Source organism: Achromobacter sp. HZ34, from assembly GCF_002209485.1.
GTDB lineage: Bacteria > Pseudomonadota > Gammaproteobacteria > Burkholderiales > Burkholderiaceae_B > Bordetella_C.
Window position 1 is genome coordinate 465720 of sequence record NZ_NJIX01000003.1, and the last position, 20331, is coordinate 486050.

The 20331-nt window shown below is 65.9% G+C and carries 15 protein-coding genes; 5 read left to right on the top strand and 10 right to left on the bottom strand.

Annotated elements, in window-relative coordinates:
- The first annotated feature begins 27 nt into the window (after nucleotides 1–27).
- Nucleotides 28–1308 carry a glutamate-1-semialdehyde 2,1-aminomutase gene (gene hemL, locus CEY05_RS14235; protein WP_088598970.1) on the top strand — a complete coding sequence of 427 codons (1281 nt, stop codon included), beginning with the start codon at nucleotides 28–30 and terminating at the stop codon, nucleotides 1306–1308.
- A 206-nt stretch (nucleotides 1309–1514) separates the two neighbouring features.
- Here hemL and siaD read toward each other — a convergent pair whose 3' ends face one another.
- From siaD to siaA, 4 genes are read right to left on the bottom strand one after another with little or no spacing between them, the layout of a single operon-like run.
- Nucleotides 1515–2309, bottom strand: a complete 795-nt coding sequence (gene siaD / locus CEY05_RS14240) for a biofilm regulation diguanylate cyclase SiaD (RefSeq protein WP_088598971.1) — start codon at nucleotides 2307–2309, stop codon at nucleotides 1515–1517.
- Nucleotides 2309–2683: a biofilm regulation phosphoprotein SiaC gene (gene siaC, locus CEY05_RS14245; RefSeq protein ID WP_088598972.1), complete on the bottom strand. Its 375-nt coding sequence runs from the start codon at nucleotides 2681–2683 to the stop codon at nucleotides 2309–2311. Before siaC ends, siaD begins: the two co-directional genes overlap by 1 nt.
- 31 nt (nucleotides 2684–2714) lie before the next feature.
- Nucleotides 2715–3257: a biofilm regulation protein kinase SiaB gene (gene siaB / locus CEY05_RS14250; protein ID WP_088598973.1), complete on the bottom strand. Its 543-nt coding sequence runs from the start codon at nucleotides 3255–3257 to the stop codon at nucleotides 2715–2717.
- A gap of 27 nt (nucleotides 3258–3284) precedes the next feature.
- On the bottom strand, nucleotides 3285–5273 hold the full coding sequence (siaA, locus tag CEY05_RS14255) for a biofilm regulation protein phosphatase SiaA (protein ID WP_088598974.1): 1989 nt from the start codon (nucleotides 5271–5273) through the stop codon (nucleotides 3285–3287).
- A gap of 408 nt (nucleotides 5274–5681) precedes the next feature.
- Here siaA and CEY05_RS14260 point away from each other — a divergent pair, with 408 nt between their 5' ends.
- The 4 genes from CEY05_RS14260 to CEY05_RS14275 all read left to right on the top strand — a co-directional run bounded on the left by CEY05_RS14260 (nucleotide 5682) and on the right by CEY05_RS14275 (nucleotide 10050).
- Entirely contained in the window at nucleotides 5682–6725 is a 1044-nt protein-coding gene (locus tag CEY05_RS14260) for a hypothetical protein (RefSeq protein ID WP_088598975.1), read from the top strand.
- Nucleotides 6726–6936: 211 nt separating this feature from the next.
- Entirely contained in the window at nucleotides 6937–8163 is a 1227-nt protein-coding gene (argJ, locus tag CEY05_RS14265; RefSeq protein ID WP_088598976.1) for a bifunctional glutamate N-acetyltransferase/amino-acid acetyltransferase ArgJ, read from the top strand.
- A 14-nt stretch (nucleotides 8164–8177) separates the two neighbouring features.
- The gene (locus CEY05_RS14270; RefSeq protein ID WP_088598977.1) at nucleotides 8178–9044 is read left to right on the top strand and encodes an ATP-binding protein; all 867 of its coding nucleotides are present in this window, start codon (nucleotides 8178–8180) and stop codon (nucleotides 9042–9044) included.
- A complete protein-coding gene (locus tag CEY05_RS14275; RefSeq protein WP_088598978.1) occupies nucleotides 9037–10050 on the top strand; it encodes a Nudix family hydrolase in 1014 nt (337 codons plus the stop codon). Before CEY05_RS14270 ends, CEY05_RS14275 begins: the two co-directional genes overlap by 8 nt.
- 83 nt (nucleotides 10051–10133) lie before the next feature.
- Here CEY05_RS14275 and CEY05_RS14280 read toward each other — a convergent pair whose 3' ends face one another.
- Genes CEY05_RS14280 through CEY05_RS14305 form a run of 6 tightly spaced genes read right to left on the bottom strand, consistent with a single transcriptional unit; the run spans nucleotide 10134 to nucleotide 20292 of the window.
- The gene (locus CEY05_RS14280; RefSeq protein ID WP_088598979.1) at nucleotides 10134–10346 is read right to left on the bottom strand and encodes a sulfatase; all 213 of its coding nucleotides are present in this window, start codon (nucleotides 10344–10346) and stop codon (nucleotides 10134–10136) included.
- Nucleotides 10347–10350: 4 nt separating this feature from the next.
- The gene (locus tag CEY05_RS14285; protein ID WP_143220437.1) at nucleotides 10351–11112 is read right to left on the bottom strand and encodes a GAF domain-containing protein; all 762 of its coding nucleotides are present in this window, start codon (nucleotides 11110–11112) and stop codon (nucleotides 10351–10353) included.
- 15 nt (nucleotides 11113–11127) lie between these two features.
- On the bottom strand, nucleotides 11128–12645 hold the full coding sequence (locus CEY05_RS14290) for an efflux transporter outer membrane subunit (RefSeq protein WP_233161518.1): 1518 nt from the start codon (nucleotides 12643–12645) through the stop codon (nucleotides 11128–11130).
- Nucleotides 12642–15758: a multidrug efflux RND transporter permease subunit gene (locus CEY05_RS14295; protein ID WP_088598981.1), complete on the bottom strand. Its 3117-nt coding sequence runs from the start codon at nucleotides 15756–15758 to the stop codon at nucleotides 12642–12644. Before CEY05_RS14295 ends, CEY05_RS14290 begins: the two co-directional genes overlap by 4 nt.
- Entirely contained in the window at nucleotides 15755–18868 is a 3114-nt protein-coding gene (locus CEY05_RS14300) for an MdtB/MuxB family multidrug efflux RND transporter permease subunit (RefSeq protein WP_088598982.1), read from the bottom strand. Before CEY05_RS14300 ends, CEY05_RS14295 begins: the two co-directional genes overlap by 4 nt.
- A complete protein-coding gene (locus CEY05_RS14305) occupies nucleotides 18865–20292 on the bottom strand; it encodes an MdtA/MuxA family multidrug efflux RND transporter periplasmic adaptor subunit (RefSeq protein WP_143220439.1) in 1428 nt (475 codons plus the stop codon). The genes CEY05_RS14300 and CEY05_RS14305 overlap by 4 nt, the downstream gene beginning before the upstream one ends.
- Nucleotides 20293–20331 lie beyond the last annotated feature (39 nt).

Genomic DNA, 20331 nt, shown 5'->3' on the forward strand with positions numbered 1-20331 from the left:
CAATCGTCTTTAGCGAGATTCACCGTCATGTCCACCAACGCCGAACTTTTCGAACGCGCCTCCCGCAGCATCCCCGGCGGCGTCAACTCGCCGGTGCGCGCTTTCCGCTCCGTCGGCGGCACGCCGCGCTTCATCGCGCGCGCTGTCGGGCCGTATGTGTGGGACGCGGAAGGCAAGCGCTATATCGACTACGTCGGCTCCTGGGGCCCCGCCATCCTTGGCCACGCCCATCCCGACGTCGTGCGCGCGGTGCAGGAAGCCGCGGTGCATGGCTTGTCCTTCGGCGCGCCCACCGAAGCGGAAATCGAACTGGCCGAGCTGTTGATCGAACGCCTGCCGTCCATGGAGCAGGTGCGCCTGGTCAGCTCCGGCACCGAAGCCACCATGACGGCCATCCGCCTGGCGCGCGGCGCAACTGGCCGTAAAAAGATCATCAAGTTCGAAGGCTGTTACCACGGCCACGCCGACAGCCTGCTGGTGAAGGCCGGATCAGGCCTGCTGACCTTCGGCAATCCCACGTCGGCGGGCGTGCCGGCGGAATTCGTCGAGCACACGCTGGTGCTGGACTACAACGATCTGGAAGGCGTGCAGTCCGCCTTCGAGCAATACCAGCAGGACATTGCCTGCATCATCGTCGAACCGGTGGCCGGCAATATGAACCTGGTGAAGCCGCGCGCCGGTTTCCTGGAAGGCCTGCGCGAGGCCTGCACCCGCCACGGTGCGCTGCTGATTTTCGATGAAGTGATGACGGGGTTCCGCGTCGGCCCGCAAGGCGTGCAGGGGCTGACCGGCGTCAAGCCCGACATCACCACGCTGGCCAAGGTGATCGGCGGCGGCATGCCGGTGGGCGCTTTCGGCGGCAGCGCGGAAGTGATGCGCCATATCGCGCCGCTGGGTGGGGTGTACCAGGCGGGCACGCTGTCGGGCAATCCGGTCGCGGTGGCGGCCGGGCTGGCGACGATGCGCTTGATCGCCGCGCCGGGGTTCTATGAAAACCTGGCAACGCAGACCCGCAAGCTGGCCGACGGCCTGCAGCAGCGCGCGCGCGCCGCCGGCCTGGACTTCAGCGCCGACGCCATCGGCGGCATGTTCGGGCTGTACTTCTCGGCCCAGGTGCCGACGTCATTGGCCGAAGTGTCGGCGGCCGATGTCGAGGCGTTCAAGCATTTCTTCCACGCCATGCTGGACCGCGGCGTGCACTTCGCGCCCTCGGCATTCGAAGCGGGCTTCGTGTCGGCCACCCACGACGATGCCGTCATCGAAGAGACGCTGGACGCCGCGGAGGCGGTGTTCAAAGAGATGAAATAAGCCGGGAAGGCGCCGCGCGCGCAGAGCACAGAACCGCTTTTGGTAAACGTTTTTTTAAAAAACGTATTAAAAAAGTTCTTTTGATGATCGCTTGACCTGCGCAGGACCCGCGGCAAGGTCGAGGGCCAGGCTGTTACCGCTCGGGGGCATGAAAGGCAGCCCCCAAGGCGAGGCCCAAGTCGAAGGCACCCCGTGGGGTGCCTTTTTCAATTTTCGGTTTCCAGCGCGACGCGGTCGCGGCCGGCCTGCTTCGCCAAGTACAGCGCCCGGTCGGCGCGGCTGAGCAAAGTGGAAATATGCTCGCCCTGCTGATAGCGCGCCATGCCGACGCTGACGGTCAGGGTCAACTCGTCGCCGTCCATTTCCAGGGTCTTGCGCCGCACCGCGTCCAGCATGCGGTCGATGATGCCTTCGCCCTCGCTCAGCTTGACGGCAGGCAGCAACACCAGGAATTCCTCGCCGCCCCAGCGCGCCACGTCGTCCGTATCGCGCACGTTGGTGCGCATGATCTCTGCCAGCACGATCAGCGCGCGATCGCCCGCTTCGTGGCCATAACGGTCGTTGATGCGCTTGAAATGGTCGACGTCCAGCATCGCCACCACGAATCCATCGGCACCGTCGGCGGAAGGATCGGCCAGGTCCTTCAGGCGCTCCATCAAGGCGCGCCGATTCAGCAGATTGGTCAGCGGATCGCGGCTGGACGACTCCTTCAGCGAGGCATTCATGCCACGCATCAATTCCTGGTAGCCGTCGGAAATACGCACGATCTTGGCCAGCCGGCGCAGTTCGCGGTCATAGCGATCGACCAGGCCGCGCTCACGCTGGCGCGCCATCGACTGAAAGGCGTCGGACAGATACGAGATACGCTCCAGCCGGTCGAGCTGGTCGTTCGTATGCTGCCAGAGATCGGCCAGGGCCTCGTGCAGCGGATGTTCCTCATAGGCCGGATCGGCCAAGAGGATCTGAATCCGCCGTTCGAGATCCTGGTAGCGTTTCTTCATCACCGGCTTACGACTTCAAAGGGGAAGGTGCAGTCTTCCTTGAACTCTTCGGCCAATTCGCCGACGCGCTCGTTGCGGGCATCGTAATACCAGATGACCGAGACCTCGCGCGACTCGCCATGGGCCGCTTCGAGCAGGTCGAAAATGTCCATGACTGCCTTGACACTGCTGGTATTCAAATACTGCAGTTCGAGCGACAAGGCCAGCGGGGCCTGGCTGCTGACGAGGTATTCGTCGACCCATTTGATGACGGGGCCGAACAGCTCGAACGAATTCTCCGGGTAGGAGTCGCCGCGCAACACGAGTACTCCACGGGAAACGTCCGATTCGATGGCGGGCGTCGACTGCGTGGCGGGAATATTCAAATCATTCATGTGGGTAGTCTTTGCAAGTAGCCGGTACGAATCAGATGACAACGCTCAGGCTGAAAAAACCGCGGCCGTCACCGTGCGGGCTCATGGTGGCTTCAATGCCGGCGCTGGCCCGCCGCGCCAGATCGATCAGCCCGAGGCCGGCGCCAGTGGTGGCGGACGGGTCGCGCGGCTGGCGCAACTGGGTTTTGTAGGCGGCCTTCAATTGGGCCTTGTCCATCGTCGCGAGTTCCCCGACGCGCCGTACCAGGCGTTCGCCGTCGGCCAACTCCACGCGATTGCCCACCGACACCGTATAACGCCCTTCGGGATCGCGCGCGATGACCACGGTGGCGGCCGCATCGGCTTCACCATAGCCCTGTTCCAATGCGTAATTGCGAATGTTCTGCGTCATTTCGATGTACGCGGAAAAGACATCCATGGCTTCCGCCGGACGCGCCTGGTCGATCTCAAGGTAGTTTTTTAACGCATTGCCGATCTCCTCGATCAGGCTGCGCGAAATCGGACCGTTGAAGCACAGCAAGGTGCGGTCCTGGTTGAATCGCTCGCGTAGCGCGTAAAGATCCGAGGCATTCATAAGAGATCCGTGACTGAAGTAAAGCGTTTATTCGAACCGGAAAGACAATATCGTAATGTCATCGCGTTGCGGCAGGTTGCCGCGATACTCGGCCAGGGCCCGCTCGAAGGCATCGCTTTGCTCCGCCAGCGGCAAACGGGCATTTTGCCGCAGCATTTGGGCGAACCGCGTACCGCCGAAGCCATAACCCAACTCGCCGCCGGCCTGGTCGAGGAAACCGTCGGTGGTCAGGTAGAAGCTGGAACCTTGCGTCAACGGCAACTCGACATTGGCATATTCCCCCTGGCGCTTTTCCCCCAAGGCACGACGGGCGCCCTTGTGTTCGCGGCAGTCATCGCCATTGCTTTCGTATAAGGAAATCTTGGCACCGGCGAACAGCAGACGGCCACGCGAGCGGTCAATATAAACCAGACCGGCGTCGGTGTTGGTAGCCACGGTTTCGGGGAACTGGGCATCGCGCAACATCGCCCGGATGGCCGCGTCGGTGCGGGTCAGCACGGCGGCCGGATCGGCCGGCCCCACCTCCGCCAGCGCCACATCCACCGCGGCGCGCACCAGCATCGTCATCAGGGCGCCCGGCACGCCGTGCCCGGCGCAGTCCATCACGCCCAGCAGGAAATTGTCGCCGTCGGCGCGGAACACGTAGAAGTCACCGCCCACGACATCGCGCGGCTTCCACATCACGAAGTGCCGCAGGCCCAGCGAGTGCGCCATCTGGCGGTCCGGCAGGATGGCCTGCTGGATCAAGCTGGCGTAATCGATGGAATCGCCCAGCTTCTTGTTGACGGCGGCCATCGCGCGGTTGGCGGCCTCCAGTTCCACGGTGCGTTCGCGCACCTTGTTTTCCAGTTCGGCGGTATGGCTGCGTACCTTGGCGGCCATCACCCCGAAGGCGCGGCTGAGATCGCCCACTTCATCGGCGCCGCCCGCCGGCAGGGTCACGTCGTAGCGGCCGTCGGCAATGGCCCGGGCCGATTGCTGCAGATTGCGGATGGGGCGCAGCACCAGCCGGTTGACGGCCACCCCGAACACCAGCAGCAGGCCGCCCACCAGCAGCAGCAAGGCCACCAGCGCGGGCCATACCCACGTCATGTCCACCACCCGTGCCGCGTGCAGGTCGACCGCCCCCAGCACGTACCAGTGCAGTTCCGGCACGTACGCCACCGAGACCAGTTGCCGCTTGCCTTGCAGGCGCAGCCACAGCGTATGCGCCTGCGCCGGCTGGGCCTGCGCGGTGGCCATGGTCTGCTGCAAGGCGGCCTTGCCCTCGGCGTCGCCGATCATGCTGTAGATCTTGGCGTTATCGCTGGCGTTGCCGGTGCCGGAGTTGTAGGCGATGCGAGTCGGATCCGGATGGGCCTGGATGGCGCCCTGGCCATCGATGATCATGGGCGTCACGCCGGGTTCGCCGCTGCCGACGAATTCGCGCAGGAAATCGCTCAGGTCCAGGCTGGCGCCGGTGATGGCCACCGGCTTGCCGCCGTCGCGCACGATGATGTTGAACCATACGCGCGTGACTTGCAGCTTGGCATCCGGATTGACGTTGATGTTGTACGCCGCATCGGATTTGACGCTGCTGTAGAACCAGCTGTCATTGGGATCCGCCGGATTCAGCGTGTAGCGCGGCTGGTCCGAGAACGCCTTGTCGTCGTCGTTGAAATAGTAGTTGCCACTATTGGCGACGATGAGGAAATACGCATGCGAACGGAAATCGTGGCGGTAACCCTCGGCCTCGCGGAAGAACAGGGCGCGCTTGGCCGGATCGTTTTCGGCCTGCAGCCATTGCCGCGTCACTTCGGAATGCGCCAGCCGCTGCGACAGGGCCAGTTCGCGCGACACCGGCGCCAGGATGCGCTGGCGGCTCAACAGGGCGAAATTGTCCGCATACGCGCGGCCGAAATGCTCGCGCACCTGTTCCATCGCATGCCATCCCAGGAACACCGTGGGAATGAGCGCCAATAGACACGCCAATACCAGCGCGAGCAGAGACTTCGCGCGCAACCCCAACTTCGCCATCGTGGAAATTCTCCCCGCGCTGCCCCGGGGTCCCATCCGCCCCACCCGCGCCATCGTAGCGTCAGTTACAAAAACTGACCCAAATGTCTTTTATCTGACAATCTATGGAGCAGGCACTGTTAATAGTGCACACACACCTTGTCATAAAGGCGCATAGTGTAGAAGGCTCCAGCCTGAAATACCACTTGAAATGCGGGTGAAAACCTGCCTTAGATCAAAAATTACGCAGCTCTGAGGGCGACACGCGACAATAGGTCCTGTGTTTCAAAATGCTTCTTTTGTATTTTTCGCATAGTCGCTCATACTGTAACCGCGGCTACCTGCACAACGCCGGGAACGCTTACACTGCTGTCCATGGCCCGCTTGCGTCGCGGACCCTTCATCCAACCGACTTATTCTCCCCTCCCGATGATTCCGGTCGCGCTGCCCGGCGGCAACTTCTATCCGATGCTGGTGGCATCGCTGATATGTCTTGCCACACTGCTCACCTGGATCGCCGTCCTCTGTACCACCCCCGCAGCACGCCTGCGCGTCCGCGAACACCCCCGTAAATGCCTGTTCGCCATGGGCATCCTGGCCCTGGTGGGCGCCATTTTCCCTGCGGGCCAGGCCCAACGCTGGCTGGCGGCACGCACGGCAACGGCCGATCTGGCGCGCCGCACCGTGGTGCTGGAGCACGGCGCCGAGCTGGGCGGCATCGCCATGCCCGCCAACACGCGGCTGGTGCTGAAGACCCCGGGGCAACTGGGCGATTTCGAACTGGCGCGCTTCCCGACCGCCGTGGCGCTGGACGGCGCCCGCATCAACCAGTTGCGCCGCTACGTGCGTGGCGACGGCGCCGCCGCCACGGTCATCGGCGCGTCGGCCAACATTGCCCAGGACCAGGACATCGGCGGCTGGCGCTGCACCCACGGCCACATGGTCGAATTCCGCGTCGCCGCGGCCGACGGCAAGCTGCATTTCAGCAGCTGCCACCTGGCGGCCGGCAACCAGCTCGACAAGCAGGCGATACCCGCCGGCACCTGGGCCAGCCTGCGCAGCGGCACCACGCCCGCGAGCGACCCGCGCCTGGCCGAAGGTTGGCTATTGCGCACCGATGGCAGCGAGCCGATGCAGGTGCAGGGCCTGCCCATGATCAAGGTCGAACTGCGGCTGGACACCAAGCGCCAGTTGCAGTCCTTCGAAGGCGCCCTGGCGCAGCCCCTGACCCGGGGGCCCATGACCTATCCGCCCGGCACGCGGGTGGCGACGGCCAGCACCACGCTGGTGGGTGCCCAGCCGGGCGACCTGATCTTCAGTCCGTCACGCGGCCGCTCGGCCAAACGCGAAGGCGGGCAGGAGGTAGCCGCCGGCAATTCCGTTTTGCAGGCGGCGGACGGCACCGTACGCTCGGTGCTGACGAATCGTGCCGCCGGCGTGCTGGACTATGCGTCGATCGGGCTCACGCCCTGAAGGGTCCAGAAGCAGGTCGGACGCGGTTCGGAAACGCTGCCGAAGGGCCAGGCGCCGCCGCGGGATGGAGGCGCAGCCGAGCGCGCGCAGACACTGCGCGATGCCCTGGGCGTAGCCCGCGACGATGGCGGTCGCAAAACACTGGGATAATAAGCGTTTCCCTGTGACAGCCGGACCGCCGCGCGCGGCCCGCCAACTTGAGACTAGCGACATGGCCGTCAACCTGCAAATCCCCTCGGAATCCGACATTTTCCCCGTTCCCGGCATCGAAATCGGTGTAACCGAAGCCGGCATTCGCAAGACCGGGCGACGCGATCTGACGGTATTCCGCCTGGCGCCCGGCACCAGCGTAGCGGGCGTCTTCACCCGCAACCGCTTCCGCGCCGCGCCGGTACAGGTGTGCGAAGCGCATCTCGCGGCGGGCACGCAGATCGCCGCCATGGTGATCAACACGGGCAACGCCAACGCCGGCACCGGCGCTGACGGCCTGCAACGCTGCAACGACACCTGCGCCGCGCTGGCCAAGCTGCTGGGCGTACAAGCCGACCAGATCCTGCCTTTCTCCACCGGCGTCATCCTGGAACCGCTGCCGGTCGACCGCGTGGTGGCCGGGCTGCCCGCCGCCATCGCCAACCTGGGCCCCAACAACTGGTTCAGCGCCGCCCACGGCATCATGACCACCGACACGCTACCCAAGATTGCGTCGGTACGCCGCAGCATCGGCGGCAAGACCGTCACCTTCACCGGCATCAGCAAGGGCGCCGGCATGATCCGGCCCAATATGGCGACCATGCTGGGCTACCTGGCCACCGACGCCGGCATCGCGCCCGACCTGCTCAAGCGCATGGCGCGCGAGATCGCCGACGTGTCGTTCAACCGCATCACGGTCGACGGCGACACGTCCACCAACGATTCCTTCATCATCATGGCCAGCGGCCAGTCGGGCCTGCAGGTCAACAGCAGCAGCGATGCCGCCTATGCCGAGCTGCACCAGGCGCTGTCGGCCGCCGCCGCCGAACTGGCCCAGAAGATCGTGCGCGACGCCGAAGGCGCCACCAAGTTCATGACCATCCGCGTGGAAGAAGCGGGCACGACGGAAGAGGCGCTCAAAGTGGCCTACGCCGTGGCCCATTCGCCCCTGGTCAAGACCGCTTTCTACGCATCGGACCCCAACCTGGGCCGCATCCTGGCGGCGGTCGGCTATGCCGGCATCGACGATCTCGACACCGCGAAATTGCGGCTGTGGCTGGACGACGTGCTGGTGGCCACGGGCGGCGGCCGCAATCCCGAATACCGCGAGGAAGACGGCCAGCGCGTGATGAAGCAGCCGGAGATCCTGGTGCGCATCGCATTGGGCCGCGGGTCGGTGACGGACACGGTCTACACCTGCGATTTCTCGCACGACTACGTCAGCATCAACGCCGATTATCGTTCCTGATCCGGGATATCGAAGTGACCAACAACGATTTCACCACGCTGATCTCCCGCGCCGAGCGGGTGTTGGCGCAGCTTGAAGCCTATCTGCCGCCGGCGCCGCCGGAAATCGATTGGACGGCCCGCGCCTTTCGCTGGCGCCGGCGCGGATCGCGCGGCTGGCTGGACGCGGTGCGCCACATCTCCCGCATCGATATGGGCGACCTGCAGCATATCGAGCGCCAGAAGGACATCATCGATCGCAACACCCGCCACTTCATCGACAAGAAGCCGGCCAACAACGTGTTGATGACCGGCGCCCGCGGCACCGGCAAGAGTTCGCTGGTCAAGGCCATGCTGGCCACCTACGGCGACCAGGGGCTGCGCCTGATCGAGGTCGACAAGTCCGACCTGGGCGACCTGGCCGACATCGTCGAGATGATCGGCGACCGGCCGGAACGCTTCATCGTGTTCTGCGACGACCTGTCCTTCGAAGAAGGCGAGGCGGGCTACAAGGCATTGAAATCGGTGCTGGACGGCTCCGTGACGGCGTCGGGCGACAACGTGCTGATCTACGCGACGTCCAATCGCCGGCACCTCATGCCCGAGTACATGAGCGAGAACCTGCAGGCCAGGCATCAACCCGATGGCGAAATCCATCCCGGCGAAACCGTCGAGGAAAAGATTTCGCTGTCCGAGCGCTTCGGCCTGTGGCTGTCGTTCTATCCCTTCCGCCAGGACGACTACCTGGACATCGTCTACCACTGGCTGCGCGAACTGGGCTGCCCCGAGGAACACGTGGCCCCGGCGCGCACGGAAGCGCTGCAATGGAGTATCGAGCGTGGCTCGCGTTCGGGCCGCGTGGCGTTCCAGTTCGCCCGCGATTGGGCGGCGCGGCATGTCTGAGAAGATCCTCGATGTCGCGGCCGGCCTGATCCTGCGCGGCGACGGCCAGTTGCTGCTGGGCCAGCGTCCCGAAGGCAAGCCCTGGTCGGGTTGGTGGGAATTGCCCGGCGGCAAGCTGGAGCCGGGTGAAACCGTGCTGCAGGCCCTGGCGCGCGAGCTGGAGGAAGAACTGGGCATCCGGGTGACCGAAGCAACGCCTTGGGTCACCTACGTCCACGTCTATCCGCACACCACGGTGCGCCTGGCGTTCTGCCGGGTGACGCAATGGGAGGGCGAGCCGCGCGGTCTGGAAAACCAGCAATTGCGGTGGGTGGATCCGGCGCGCGCAACGGACGTCGGTGACGTCTTGCCGGCCACGCTGCCGCCGCTGCGCTGGCTGCAATTGCCCGATACCTACGGCATCAGCAATATCGGCCAGGCCGACGGCCTGCCCACTTTCCTGCAACGCCTGGATGCGGCCCTGGTGGGTGGGCTGCGGCTGGTGCAATTGCGCGAGCCCGGTTGGCCCGATGGGGCCGATGCGCCTTCGCTGCATGCGGCGCTGCAGGCGGTGCTGCAGCGCTGCCGCGCTGCCGGTGCGCAGGTGCTGGTCAACAGCGTGCACCCGCGGGCCTGGTGGACGGAGGCGGACGGTGTGCATCTGCGCGCGGCCGATGCTGCCGACCTCGTCGCTGGTCGCGCCGTCGATCACGCCGCTGATTCCGGACCCGCGCAAGCCTTGCGCGCGGCCCTGGGCCCGCAGGCCAAGGTGGCGGTATCCACGCACGACGCCGATCAAGTGGCCGTGGCGCGCGAATTGGAGGCGGATTTCATCGTCGCCGGACCCGTCGCCGCTACCGCCAGCCATCCTGGCCAGGCCGGTGTGGGGTGGCAAGGCTTCGAGGCCATCATCGCCGATGCCGGCGTGCCGGCTTATGCCATCGGCGGTCAAGGACCGGAGACGTTGACGGCGGCGCGCCAGCACGGCGCGCATGGCGTGGCGGCAATCCGGGCCGTGTTTCGATAAAGAACCGGCAACGACCCGATATAAGCGCCGATGAAAGGCCAATGAGCACTAAAACAAAGCCACCCTCGGGTGGCTTTGTATCGTCAGGCGGGTACCTGGTGGTGCTTGCCGTCGAAGAGCGAGTCGTTTTCCGGTACGCCGGTGGTGATACCCGTGCTGCCCGTGGTCAAGGCAGCGCGGCCAGCCTGGGTGAGACGCAGGCGGGTGACGGTGATCTTGGCGCCGGGCTTGGAGACGATTTCCGCACGCTCGATGTAGCGAGTGGGATAAGCCGCCTTCTGGGTTTGCGTGTTCATAGCTTCAATACCTCCGCGTTACGTAATCGCCGACGGCGTCACCAATGGCGACCAGCATCTGCCACGATTGGGACTCACTGAATATGCGCGGAACGCTTGAGTCCAAGTAGAGCACTCCGAGGACGTGCTGTCCACTTCGGTCCAGCACAGGGAGCGCGGCGGCTGTGATGCGTCCCGGTTTGATTTGGGCCACCTGCGCCGTTGTGTAACCCCAATCAGCGACCAGTTCCGCGCGATGCTCCGCCTCGGTCGCGGCGACGCTCTCCATGATGTACGGCTCCTTGTTGCGGACCGCCTGGCCGGTAATGCCGGTGTTGACGGAAAACGTCCGGCCCGCGCCGGCGCTGTCGCTGTCGCCGATGTAGGCAATGATCTGCTGCAGGCGCTGCGGATTATCCAGAGGCGGCACGACGCGATGGAAGGTGGCGCGCAGGTCGACCTCCGTATCGCTCTGCAATTCGATCAGGTTCTTGATGGCCGCGTGCGCCACCGACACCGCGGCGTACAAGCCGTCATGGGTTTCTTCCGGCGCTTCCTTGGAGTCCTGGCGCCGCGCGATCTGGATCTTGAGGAGGGAAACGAGGCATACCCAGACCACCACCCCCAGCGCCAGGTCGGCGAACAGCCGGTCTTGCGGCGAACGCCAGAAGCGCACCATCGTGAAAACAGCCGCGCCGACGACCGGCACCGCCCCCACGACTTCAAAAAACCATTTTCGATACCAGATCGGTGGACGATCTACGCCCGGGATTGGATTGACGCGCACTAGCTCTGTTCCCCCCTAGGGCTTGTCCGCCGCCAGCTTGGGCTGGACATCGCCGTCCCAGCCGCCGCCCAGGGCGGCAGCCAATTGCACGCTGGCGACCAGCCGGTTGCCAAGCAGGCTGATCGCGTTGCGCTCGGTCGACAGGGCGGTGGCCTGCACCGTGGCGACACTGAGATAGTCGATCAGGCCTTGTTCGTACTGGTTGCGGGTGTACACCAGCGAACGGCGCGCGGACTCCACGGCGCGCCGCTGCACGTCCTGCTCGTTGGACATGACACGCAGCTGGATCAGGTAGTCCTCGACTTCACGCAACGCGCCCAGCGCCGTCTGGCGATAGGCGGCCGCCTGCGCATCATAAGCGGCCCGGGCCGAATCGATCTGCGCATTGCGCAGTCCGCCGTCGAACAGGGTAGCCGCCAGCGCGGGACCGATCGACCAGTAGCGCGCCGGCGCCGTCAGCCACTGCGCGAACTCGCCGCTGCGAAAACCGCCCGAGGCCGACAACGTCAGGTCGGGGAACCAGGCCGCCACCGCCACGCCGATCTGCGCATTGGCCTGCGCGGTGCGGCGTTCCGCGCCCGCCACGTCCGGCCGGCGCTCCAGCAGTTGCGAAGGCAGGCCCATCGGAATGGCCGGCACCTGCTGCGTGAATTTCTGCGCCGGTAGCGCGAAGGTGGAAGGCGCCACGCCCAGCAGCACCGCGATGGCGTGCTCATACTGGCCGCGCTGCCATTCCAGGTCGATCAGATTGGCGCGGGTGTTTTCCAGCTGGGTCTGCGCCACCGACACGTCGCCCATGCCGGCCACGCCCACATTGAAACGGTTCTGCGTCAGCGTCAGTGAACGCTCATAGGCGGCCACGGTTTCTTCCAGCAGGCGTTTCTGTTCATCCAGAATGCGCAGCTGGAAGTAGTCCTGCGCCAGCGTGCTCTGGGCGCTCAGGCGGGCGCCGGCCAGGTCGGCGGCACTGGCCTGGGCGCTGGCCTGGCTGGCCTCGACGTTGCGGCGGATCGAGCCCCACAGGTCGGCCTCCCAGTTGACCGAGCCGCCCAGGACATAGGCATTGCCGACCGAACTGGCGCCGGTGCCGCTGCCGCTGCTGCCATTGCCGGAACGGGTCACACCGGCGTTCGCGCCCACCGTCGGGAAGAAGGAGGATCGCGCCCCGCGCACTAGTGCCTGGGCCTGGCGGTAGTTGGCTTCGGCCTGGACGATGTCCAGGTTGGCCGTGTTCAGATGGTCCATCAGGCCGTCGAGCGTGGCATCGCCATACACATGCCACCAGCCGCTGTCGGTGGCGATGCCGGGCTGCGCCGGCGTCCAGCCCGGTGCGCCCTGCTGCGCTTCCTTGAACGCCGCGCCGACGTCCAGGCCCGGCCGCACGTAGTCGGGGCCGACAGCGCAGGCGCTCAGCGCGCCGCACAGGGCGAGTACGGCAAGCAGGGGCCGCGCACGCGACGCCGGCAACCGCGCGGACGCAACCGCGCGCAAGGATGCACGCGCTTTGGAAGAAGGAAAGGACGGACGCATCATGAATAGTCGGTAGTGGTTGCCACGGCGCGGGCGGCCTGACGGCGGCGCGCCCAATGGCGTAGCCGGTCGAGATACAGGTAGATCACGGGCGTGGTGTACAGCGTGAGCAGCTGGCTGACCACCAGGCCGCCGACGATGGTCACGCCCAGGGGCTGGCGGAATTCGGCGCCGGTGCCGCTGGCCAGCACCAAGGGCAAGGCACCGAAGATGGCCGCCATCGACGTCATCAGGATGGGCCGGAAACGCGTCAGGCAGGCCTGGAAGATGGCGTCGCGCGGACTCAGCCCGTGGCGCCGCTCCGCTTCCAGGGCGAAGTCGACCATCATGATGGCGTTCTTCTTGACGATGCCGATCAGCAAAAACACGCCGATCAGCGCGATGATGGAAAACTCCATGCGTACCAGCAGCAATGCCAGCAACGCGCCGATGCCCGCCGAGGGCAAGGTCGACAGGATGGTCAGTGGATGCACGAAACTTTCATAGAGCATGCCCAGCACCAGGTACATGGTGACCAGCGCGGCCAGGATCAACCACGGCTGTTGCGACAGCGTCTGCTGCAGGGCCGCCGCCGTGCCCTGGAAGCTGGCCTGGATCTGGTCGGACGGCAGGCCGATGCGCGCCACCGCCGCATCGATGGCGGCGCTGGCCTGCCCCAGCGCGATGCCCGGCGCCAGGCTGAACGAAATCGTGTCGGCCACGAACAGCCCCTGGTGCTGCACGCTCAAGGGCGCGGCGCCCACCTGGAAGCGGGCGAAGGACGCCAGCGGCACGCGCGCGCCACTGCTGGAGATGACGTCGATCTTCTGCAGCGACTCGGCGTTCTGCGCGAAGCGCTGGTCCACGCCCATCACCACGTGATACTGATTCAGCGGCCCATACATCACCGAGACCTGGCGCTGGCTGAAGGAATTGTTCAGGACCGCCGAGATGTCGGTCATGTCCACGCCCAGGCGCGTGGCCGCTTCGCGGTCGATCACCAGGTCGACTTCCTGCCCCTTGTCCTCGACGTCCGTATCGACGTCGACCAGTTCGGGCAGCGTGGCCAGGGCTTGCTGCACTTTCGGCATCCACGTCCGCAGCAGTTGCAGGTCGCCGGCCATCAGCGCGTAATCGTAGGAACCGGTGCTGCTGGCGCGGCCGCCGACACGGATGTCCTGCTGCGCCACCAGGAACATGCGCGCCCCGGGAATACTCTGCAAGCGGCCGCGCAAGCGATCGATCACCACCTCCGACGACACGCCCCGTTCGGACAGGGGCTTGAGCTGGATCTGCATGAAGCTGCTGTTGCTGCCCCCGCGTCCGCCCGCGTAACCCGTCATGCTTTGCACGGCGGGATCCGACTGCACCACCTTGCGCATGTATTCCAGCTTGGGCAAGGTGGCCTGGAAGGACGTGCCCTGGTCGACACGGAAAAAGCCTAGCAGCTGGCCGGTGTCCTGCTGCGGGAAGAATCCCTTGGGCACGTGCACGTACAGATAGACGTTCAGGCAGATGGTGACCAGCAGCACGAACACCATCAGCAGGCTGTGCTGCAGCGTCCAGGCCAGGGTGTCCTCGTACAGCTTGTTGAGCCAGGTGAAGCCCCGCTCGGACCAGCGCGCGAACCGCCCCGGCGGCCGTTGCACGCGGTCGGCATCGTGGCGTAGCATGCGCGCGCACATCATCGGCGTCAGGGTCAGCGAGGTCACCAGCGACACCATGATGGACGCCGACAGCGTGACGGCGAACTCGCGGAACAGGCGGCCCACCACGCCTCCCATCAACAGGATGGGAATGAAAACCGCCACCAGCGACAGGCTCATCGACAAAACCGTGAAGCCCACTTCGCGCGCCCCGCGCAGCGCCGCGCGCATGGGCGTCATGCCCCTTTCCACGTGGCGCATGACGTTCTCCACCACGACGATGGCGTCATCCACCACGAAGCCCGTGGCCACGATCAGCGCCATCAGCGAGATGGTGTTCAGCGTATAGCCGCACAGGTACATGATGGAGAACGTACCGACCAGGGACACCGGCACGGCAATGCTGGGAATCAGCGCCGCGCGCCAGCTGCGCAGGAACACCAGCACCACCAGCATCACCAGTAACACGGCGATCACCAGCGTCATCTCCGCCTCATGCAGCGAGCTGCGGATGCTGGGCGTGCGGTCCTGCGCCACGCGGATGTCGACGTTGCCGGGCATCTGCGCTTCCAGCTGCGGCAGTTGCGCCCGCACCGCATCGACCACGTCGATGATGTTGGCATCGGCCTGGCGCCGCACGATCAGCAGGATGGATCTGTCGTTGTTGTAGAAGCCCGTCTGGAACAGGTCTTCCACCGAATCGGTCACCGTGGCGACGTCCGACAGGCGCACCGCGGCGCCGTTCTTCCATGACACGATCAGCGGCTTGTACTGGTCCGCCTTGCTCAACTGGTCGCTGGCCATGATGACCCAATGCTTGTCGTCGCTTTCGACGAAGCCCTTGGGGCGGTTGGCATTCGCATTGGACAAGGCCGTGCGCACTTCGTCCAGCGACACGCCCTGGTTGCTGAGCGCACCGGGCAGCAGTTCCACCCGCACCGCCGGCAGCGAGCTGCCGCCCACCGTCACGTCCCCTACCCCATTCACCTGGGACAGCTTCTGCGCCACGATGGTGGAAGCCAGGTCGTACAGCTCGCCTTGGGTATGGGTGGGCGAGGTCAGCGCCAGCGTCATGATGGGCGCGTCCGACGGATTGGCCTTGCGGTAGGTCGGATTGCTTTTCAGGCTGGTGGGCAGCAGGGTGCGCGAGGCATTGATGGCGGCCTGCACGTCGCGCGCGGCGCCGTTGATGTCGCGCTTGAGGTCGAACTGCAGCGTCACGCGGGTCGAGCCCTGGGTGCTGCTGGAGGTCATCTCCGCCACGCCGGCGATGGAACCCAGCGCCCGCTCCAGTGGCGTCGCCACGCTGGATGCCATCGTCTCCGGACTGGCGCCCGGCAACTGCGCCGTCACCGAAATGGTGGGAATGTCCACCTGCGGCAGCGGCGCCACCGGCAGCAGCCAAAAGGACAGCGCCCCCGCCAGCACCACGGCCAGCGCCAGCAGCGTGGTGGCCACCGGCCGGTAGATGAAGGGCGCCGACAGGATCATCGCGGTGCTCCGGCCGCGGGCTCACCGCGGCGGGCCGCGCGGCGCGCGCGCCAGCGTTGGCCCATGCGGTCGAACATCAGGTAGATGACGGGCGTGGTGAACAGCGTCAGCAACTGGCTGAGCAGCAGCCCGCCCACCATCACCAGGCCCAGGGGCTGGCGCAATTCGGATCCGGTACCGGTCGACAGCATCAGCGGCACGGCGCCGAACAGCGCGGCCAGGGTGGTCATCAGGATGGGCCGGAAGCGCAGCAGCGCCGCTTCATGGATGGCTTCGCGCGGCGCCATGCCGCGCTTGCGCTCGGCATCCAGGGCGAAGTCGATCATCATGATGGCGTTCTTCTTGACGATGCCGATCAGCAAAATGATGCCGATGATGCCTATCATGTCCAGCTCGTTGCCGGTGAGCAGCAGCGCCAGCAGCGCCCCCACGCCGGCCGACGGCAGCGTCGACAGGATGGTGACCGGGTGGATGAAGCTTTCGTACAGCACGCCCAGCACGATGTACATCGTGACGATGGCCGCCAGCACCAGCCACAGCGTGCTGGTGAGGGACGACTGGAATGCCGCCGCCGCGCCCTGGAAGCGCGTTTCGATGGCGCTGGGCAGGCCCATGTCCTTTTCCGCGGCCTGGATGGCCTTGACCGCGCCCGACAGCGACGCGCCTCGCGCCAGGTTGAAGGACACCGTCACCATCGGGAACTGGTCGAGCCGGTTCACGGCCAGCACGGTGCGGCTTTCGGAAATATGCGCGACGCTGGAAAGCGGCACCTGGGTGCCGCCCGCGGTGGGGACGTAGATCTGCGACAGCGACTCCGGCCCGCGGCTGAACTGCGGCATCACTTCCAGCACCACGCGGTACTGCGCCGACTGCGTGAAGATGGTGGAAATCAGGCGCTGGCCGAAGGCGTCATACAGGGCCTCGTCTATGGTCGCCGCCGTGATGCCCAGGCGCGAAGCGGCGTCGCGATCGATATCGACGAAGGTCTGCAGCCCTTCGTCCTGCAGGTCGTCGGTGACGTCGGCCAGTTCCGGCACGCGTGACAGGCGCTCGATCACCTTGGGCGTCCATTCGCTGAGCACCTTGAGATCGGGATTGGACAGCGTCATCTGGTACTGCGTGCGGCTGACGCGGTCTTCGATCGTCAAATCCTGCACCGGCTGCATATAAGCGGTCATGCCCTGCATGCCGGCCAGCGAATCGCCCAGGCGGGCGATGACATCGGCCATTGAGTCGCTGCGGGAGTCGCGCGGCTTCAGCACGATCTGCATGCGGCCCGCGCTGACCGTGGCGTTGCTGCCGTCCACGCCGATGAAGGACGACAGCGAAGCCACCGCCGGATCGGCCAGGATGATCTTGGCGGCCTCCTGCTGGCGTTCGGCCATGGCGCCGAAGGAAATACTTTGCGGCGCCTGCGTGATGGCCTGGATGATGCCGGTGTCCTGCGGCGGGAAGAAGCCCTTGGGCACCATCAGGTAAAGCAGCGCGGTCAGCACGAAGGTGCCCAAGGCCACCAGCAGCGTCAAGGGCTGGTGGTTGAGCACCACCTTGAGCATGCGGTCGTAGCCGGCGATCAGCTTGTCGATCATGGCGCCGGTGAAATGGTGGAAGCGGCCATGGCGGGCTTCGGACTCCGGCCGCAGCAGGCGCGCGCACATCATCGGCGTGAGCGTCAGCGACACCACCAGCGAGATCAGGATGGACACCGCCAGCGTGATGGCGAATTCGCGGAACAGCCGGCCCACCACTTCGGTCATGAACAGCAGCGGGATCAGCACCGCGATCAGCGAGAACGTCAGCGAGATCAGCGTGAAACCGATCTGCCCGGCGCCCTTCAGCGCGGCCTGCAACGGCGTCTCGCCTTCCTCCAAGTGACGGGCGATGTTCTCGATCATGACGATTGCATCATCGACCACGAAACCGGTGGCGATGGTCAGCGCCATCAGCGTCAGGTTGTTCACCGTGAAGCCGGCCAGGTACATGATGCCGAAGGTGCCCACCAGCGACAGCGGCACCACCACGCTGGGAATCAGGGTGGCGGTGACGCTGCGCAGGAACACGAAGGTCACCATCACCACCAGCGCGATCGACAGCATCAGTTCGAAGCGCACATCGTTGATGGAATCGCGGATGGTCTGGGTGCGGTCCGCCACCACGCTCAAGTCCAGGGTGGCCGGCAGCGACAGGCGCAGTTGCGGCATCAGCGCCTGGATGCGGTCGACCACGTCGATCACGTTGGCATCCGGCTGCCGCTGCACGTTCAGCAGGATGGCCGGCTTTTCGCCGGCCCAGGCGGCCTGGCGGATATCTTCGGCGCCCTGCACCGTCTGCGCCACGTCGGACAGGCGCAGCGGCGCATTGTTGCGATAGGCGATGATCAGGTCGTTATAGTCGGTCGGCGACTTCAGCTGGTCATTGGCGTTGATGGTGGTCGAGCGCATCGGCCCGTCCAGGTTGCCCTTGGGCTGATTGGTGTTGGCGGCGACGATGGCCGTGCGCAGGTCCGACAGGGACAGGCCGTTGCCCGCCAGTGCCTGCGGATTGACGCGCACGCGCACCGCCGGGCGTTGGCCGCCGGCGATGCTGACCAGGCCCACGCCGGGCACCTGCGACAGCTTCTGCGCCATGCGCGTTTCCACCAGGTCGCGCACCTGCGGCAGCGGCATGGTGGGCGAGGTGATGGCCAGGGTCAGCACCGGGGCATCGGCCGGATTCACCTTGTTATAGGTGGGCGGCACCGGCAGGTCGTTGGGCAGCAGGTTGGAGGCGGCGTTGATGGCCGCCTGTACCTCCTGCTCGGCCACATCCAGCGACAGGTCCAGGCTGAACTGCAGGGTGATTACCGAAGCGCCGCCGGAACTGGTGGACGACATCTGGTTCAGCCCCGGCATCTGGCCGAACTGGCGTTCCAGCGGCGAGGTCACCAGGGACGTCATGACGTCCGGACTGGCGCCCGGGTACAAGGTCACCACCTGGATGGTGGGATAGTCGACCTCGGGCAGCGCCGCCACGGGCAACAGCCGGTAGGCGATCACACCCGCGATCAGGATGGCCACCATCAGCAACGTGGTGGCCACCGGCCGGAGGATGAAGGCGCGTGACGGACTCACGGCGTGTTCCTGGCCGGCACGCTCGTGCTGGCGCCGGGTTCGGCACCCAGCGCGGCGCCGGGCGAGGCGGGGATGGTGCTGGAGGGATCGGTGACCACCTCCACCTTGGCGCCGGCGCGCAGCCGGTCGGTGCCCTCGATGACCACGCGATCGCCGGGCTTCAAGCCGTCATCGATGGCGACCATGTCGTTGTTGACGGGCCCCAGCTTGAGCTGGCGCACCACCACGGTGTTGTCGGGCTGGGCCACGAACACGAACGGGCCCTTGGAGCCGCGCTGCACGGCGCCATTGGGAATCACGGTCACGCCCTTGCGCGTCTCGACGCGCAGGCGCACGTTGACGAACTGGTTGGGAAACAGGGCGTCGTCGCCATTGTCGAAGCGCGCCTTCATCTTGAGCGTGCCGGTGGTGACGTCGATCTGGTTGTCCAGGGTTTCCAGCACGCCGGAGGACAACTGCTTGGTATTGGCGCGGTCGTAGGCCAGGACTTCCAGGGTGTGGCCGGCGCGCATCTGTTCGCGCACGGCGGGCAGCTGGGTTTCGGGCAAGGTGAAGACCACCGCGATCGGCTGGGTCTGCGTGATCACCACCAGGCCATTGGTATCGCCGGAGGACACCAGGTTGCCCTGGTCGACCTGGCGCAGGCCCAGACGGCCGGTCAGCGGCGCGGTGATGCGGGCGTAGGTCAGCTGCAGGCGGGCGGAGTCGACATTGGCCTGGTCGGTCTTGGCCGTGCCTTCGTATTGGCGCACCAGCGCGGCCTGGGTATCGACCTGCTGCTTGGCGATGGATTCCTGCTTCAGCAGCGCCTGGTAACGCCCCAGGTCGCGGCGGGCGTTGTCCAGCTGCGCCAGGTTCTGCGTCTGCGTGCCCAGGGCCTGGGCCAATTGCACTTCATAGGGCCGCGAATCGACCTGCGCCAGCACATCGCCGGCCTTGACGTACTGGCCTTCCTTGAAATTCACCTTCACCAGCTCGCCGTCGACCCGGCTGCGCACCGTCACGGTGTTATAGGCGGTGACCGTGCCCAGGGCTGGCAGTGTGATGTCCATGTCCTGGGTGGCGGCGGTGAACACACGCACGGGAACGGGCGGCTCGCCCATGCCGGCGGCGCCGGCGCCACCGGCGCGACCGCCGGGACGCGAGCCGCGGCCCGCGCCGCCCTGGCCGCCGGCGGCAGGGGTGCCCTGGGCATTGGGGGCCGTTGGAGATCCGGGAGCCCCGGCGACAGGTGTGCCCGAGGTGCCCGGCGCGCCTGGCGAACCCGCGGCGGGTGGCTGGCCGCCCCGCTGCCATCTGCCGCCCTGATGGGTGGGCCGCAGGACCAGCCAGGCGATACCCGCCACGATCAAGGCAACGATCGTCCAGCCGATCACACGGCGACGTGTGCGGGAAGACTTGGCGGCGGGAGTCGATTCAACCATTTGATGGGATCCGGCGTCTATTCAGCGAAAAGAGCCGCT

Excerpts from the sequence above, each read along its gene's own strand:
- siaA (WP_088598974.1), bottom strand. The coding sequence starts at position 5,273 with ATGGCGAAGTTGGGGTTGCGCGCGAAGTCTCTGCTCGCGCTGGTATTG.
- siaC (WP_088598972.1), bottom strand. The coding sequence starts at position 2,683 with ATGAATGATTTGAATATTCCCGCCACGCAGTCGACGCCCGCCATCGAA.
- siaB (WP_088598973.1), bottom strand. The coding sequence starts at position 3,257 with ATGAATGCCTCGGATCTTTACGCGCTACGCGAGCGATTCAACCAGGAC.
- argJ (WP_088598976.1), top strand. The coding sequence starts at position 6,937 with ATGGCCGTCAACCTGCAAATCCCCTCGGAATCCGACATTTTCCCCGTT.
- CEY05_RS14280 (WP_088598979.1), bottom strand. The coding sequence starts at position 10,346 with ATGAACACGCAAACCCAGAAGGCGGCTTATCCCACTCGCTACATCGAG.
- hemL (WP_088598970.1), top strand. The coding sequence starts at position 28 with ATGTCCACCAACGCCGAACTTTTCGAACGCGCCTCCCGCAGCATCCCC.
- siaD (WP_088598971.1), bottom strand. The coding sequence starts at position 2,309 with ATGAAGAAACGCTACCAGGATCTCGAACGGCGGATTCAGATCCTCTTG.
- CEY05_RS14295 (WP_088598981.1), bottom strand. The coding sequence starts at position 15,758 with ATGATCCTGTCGGCGCCCTTCATCTACCGGCCGGTGGCCACCACGCTG.
- CEY05_RS14275 (WP_088598978.1), top strand. The coding sequence starts at position 9,037 with ATGTCTGAGAAGATCCTCGATGTCGCGGCCGGCCTGATCCTGCGCGGC.
- CEY05_RS14260 (WP_088598975.1), top strand. The coding sequence starts at position 5,682 with ATGATTCCGGTCGCGCTGCCCGGCGGCAACTTCTATCCGATGCTGGTG.
- CEY05_RS14290 (WP_233161518.1), bottom strand. The coding sequence starts at position 12,645 with ATGATGCGTCCGTCCTTTCCTTCTTCCAAAGCGCGTGCATCCTTGCGC.
- CEY05_RS14305 (WP_143220439.1), bottom strand. The coding sequence starts at position 20,292 with ATGGTTGAATCGACTCCCGCCGCCAAGTCTTCCCGCACACGTCGCCGT.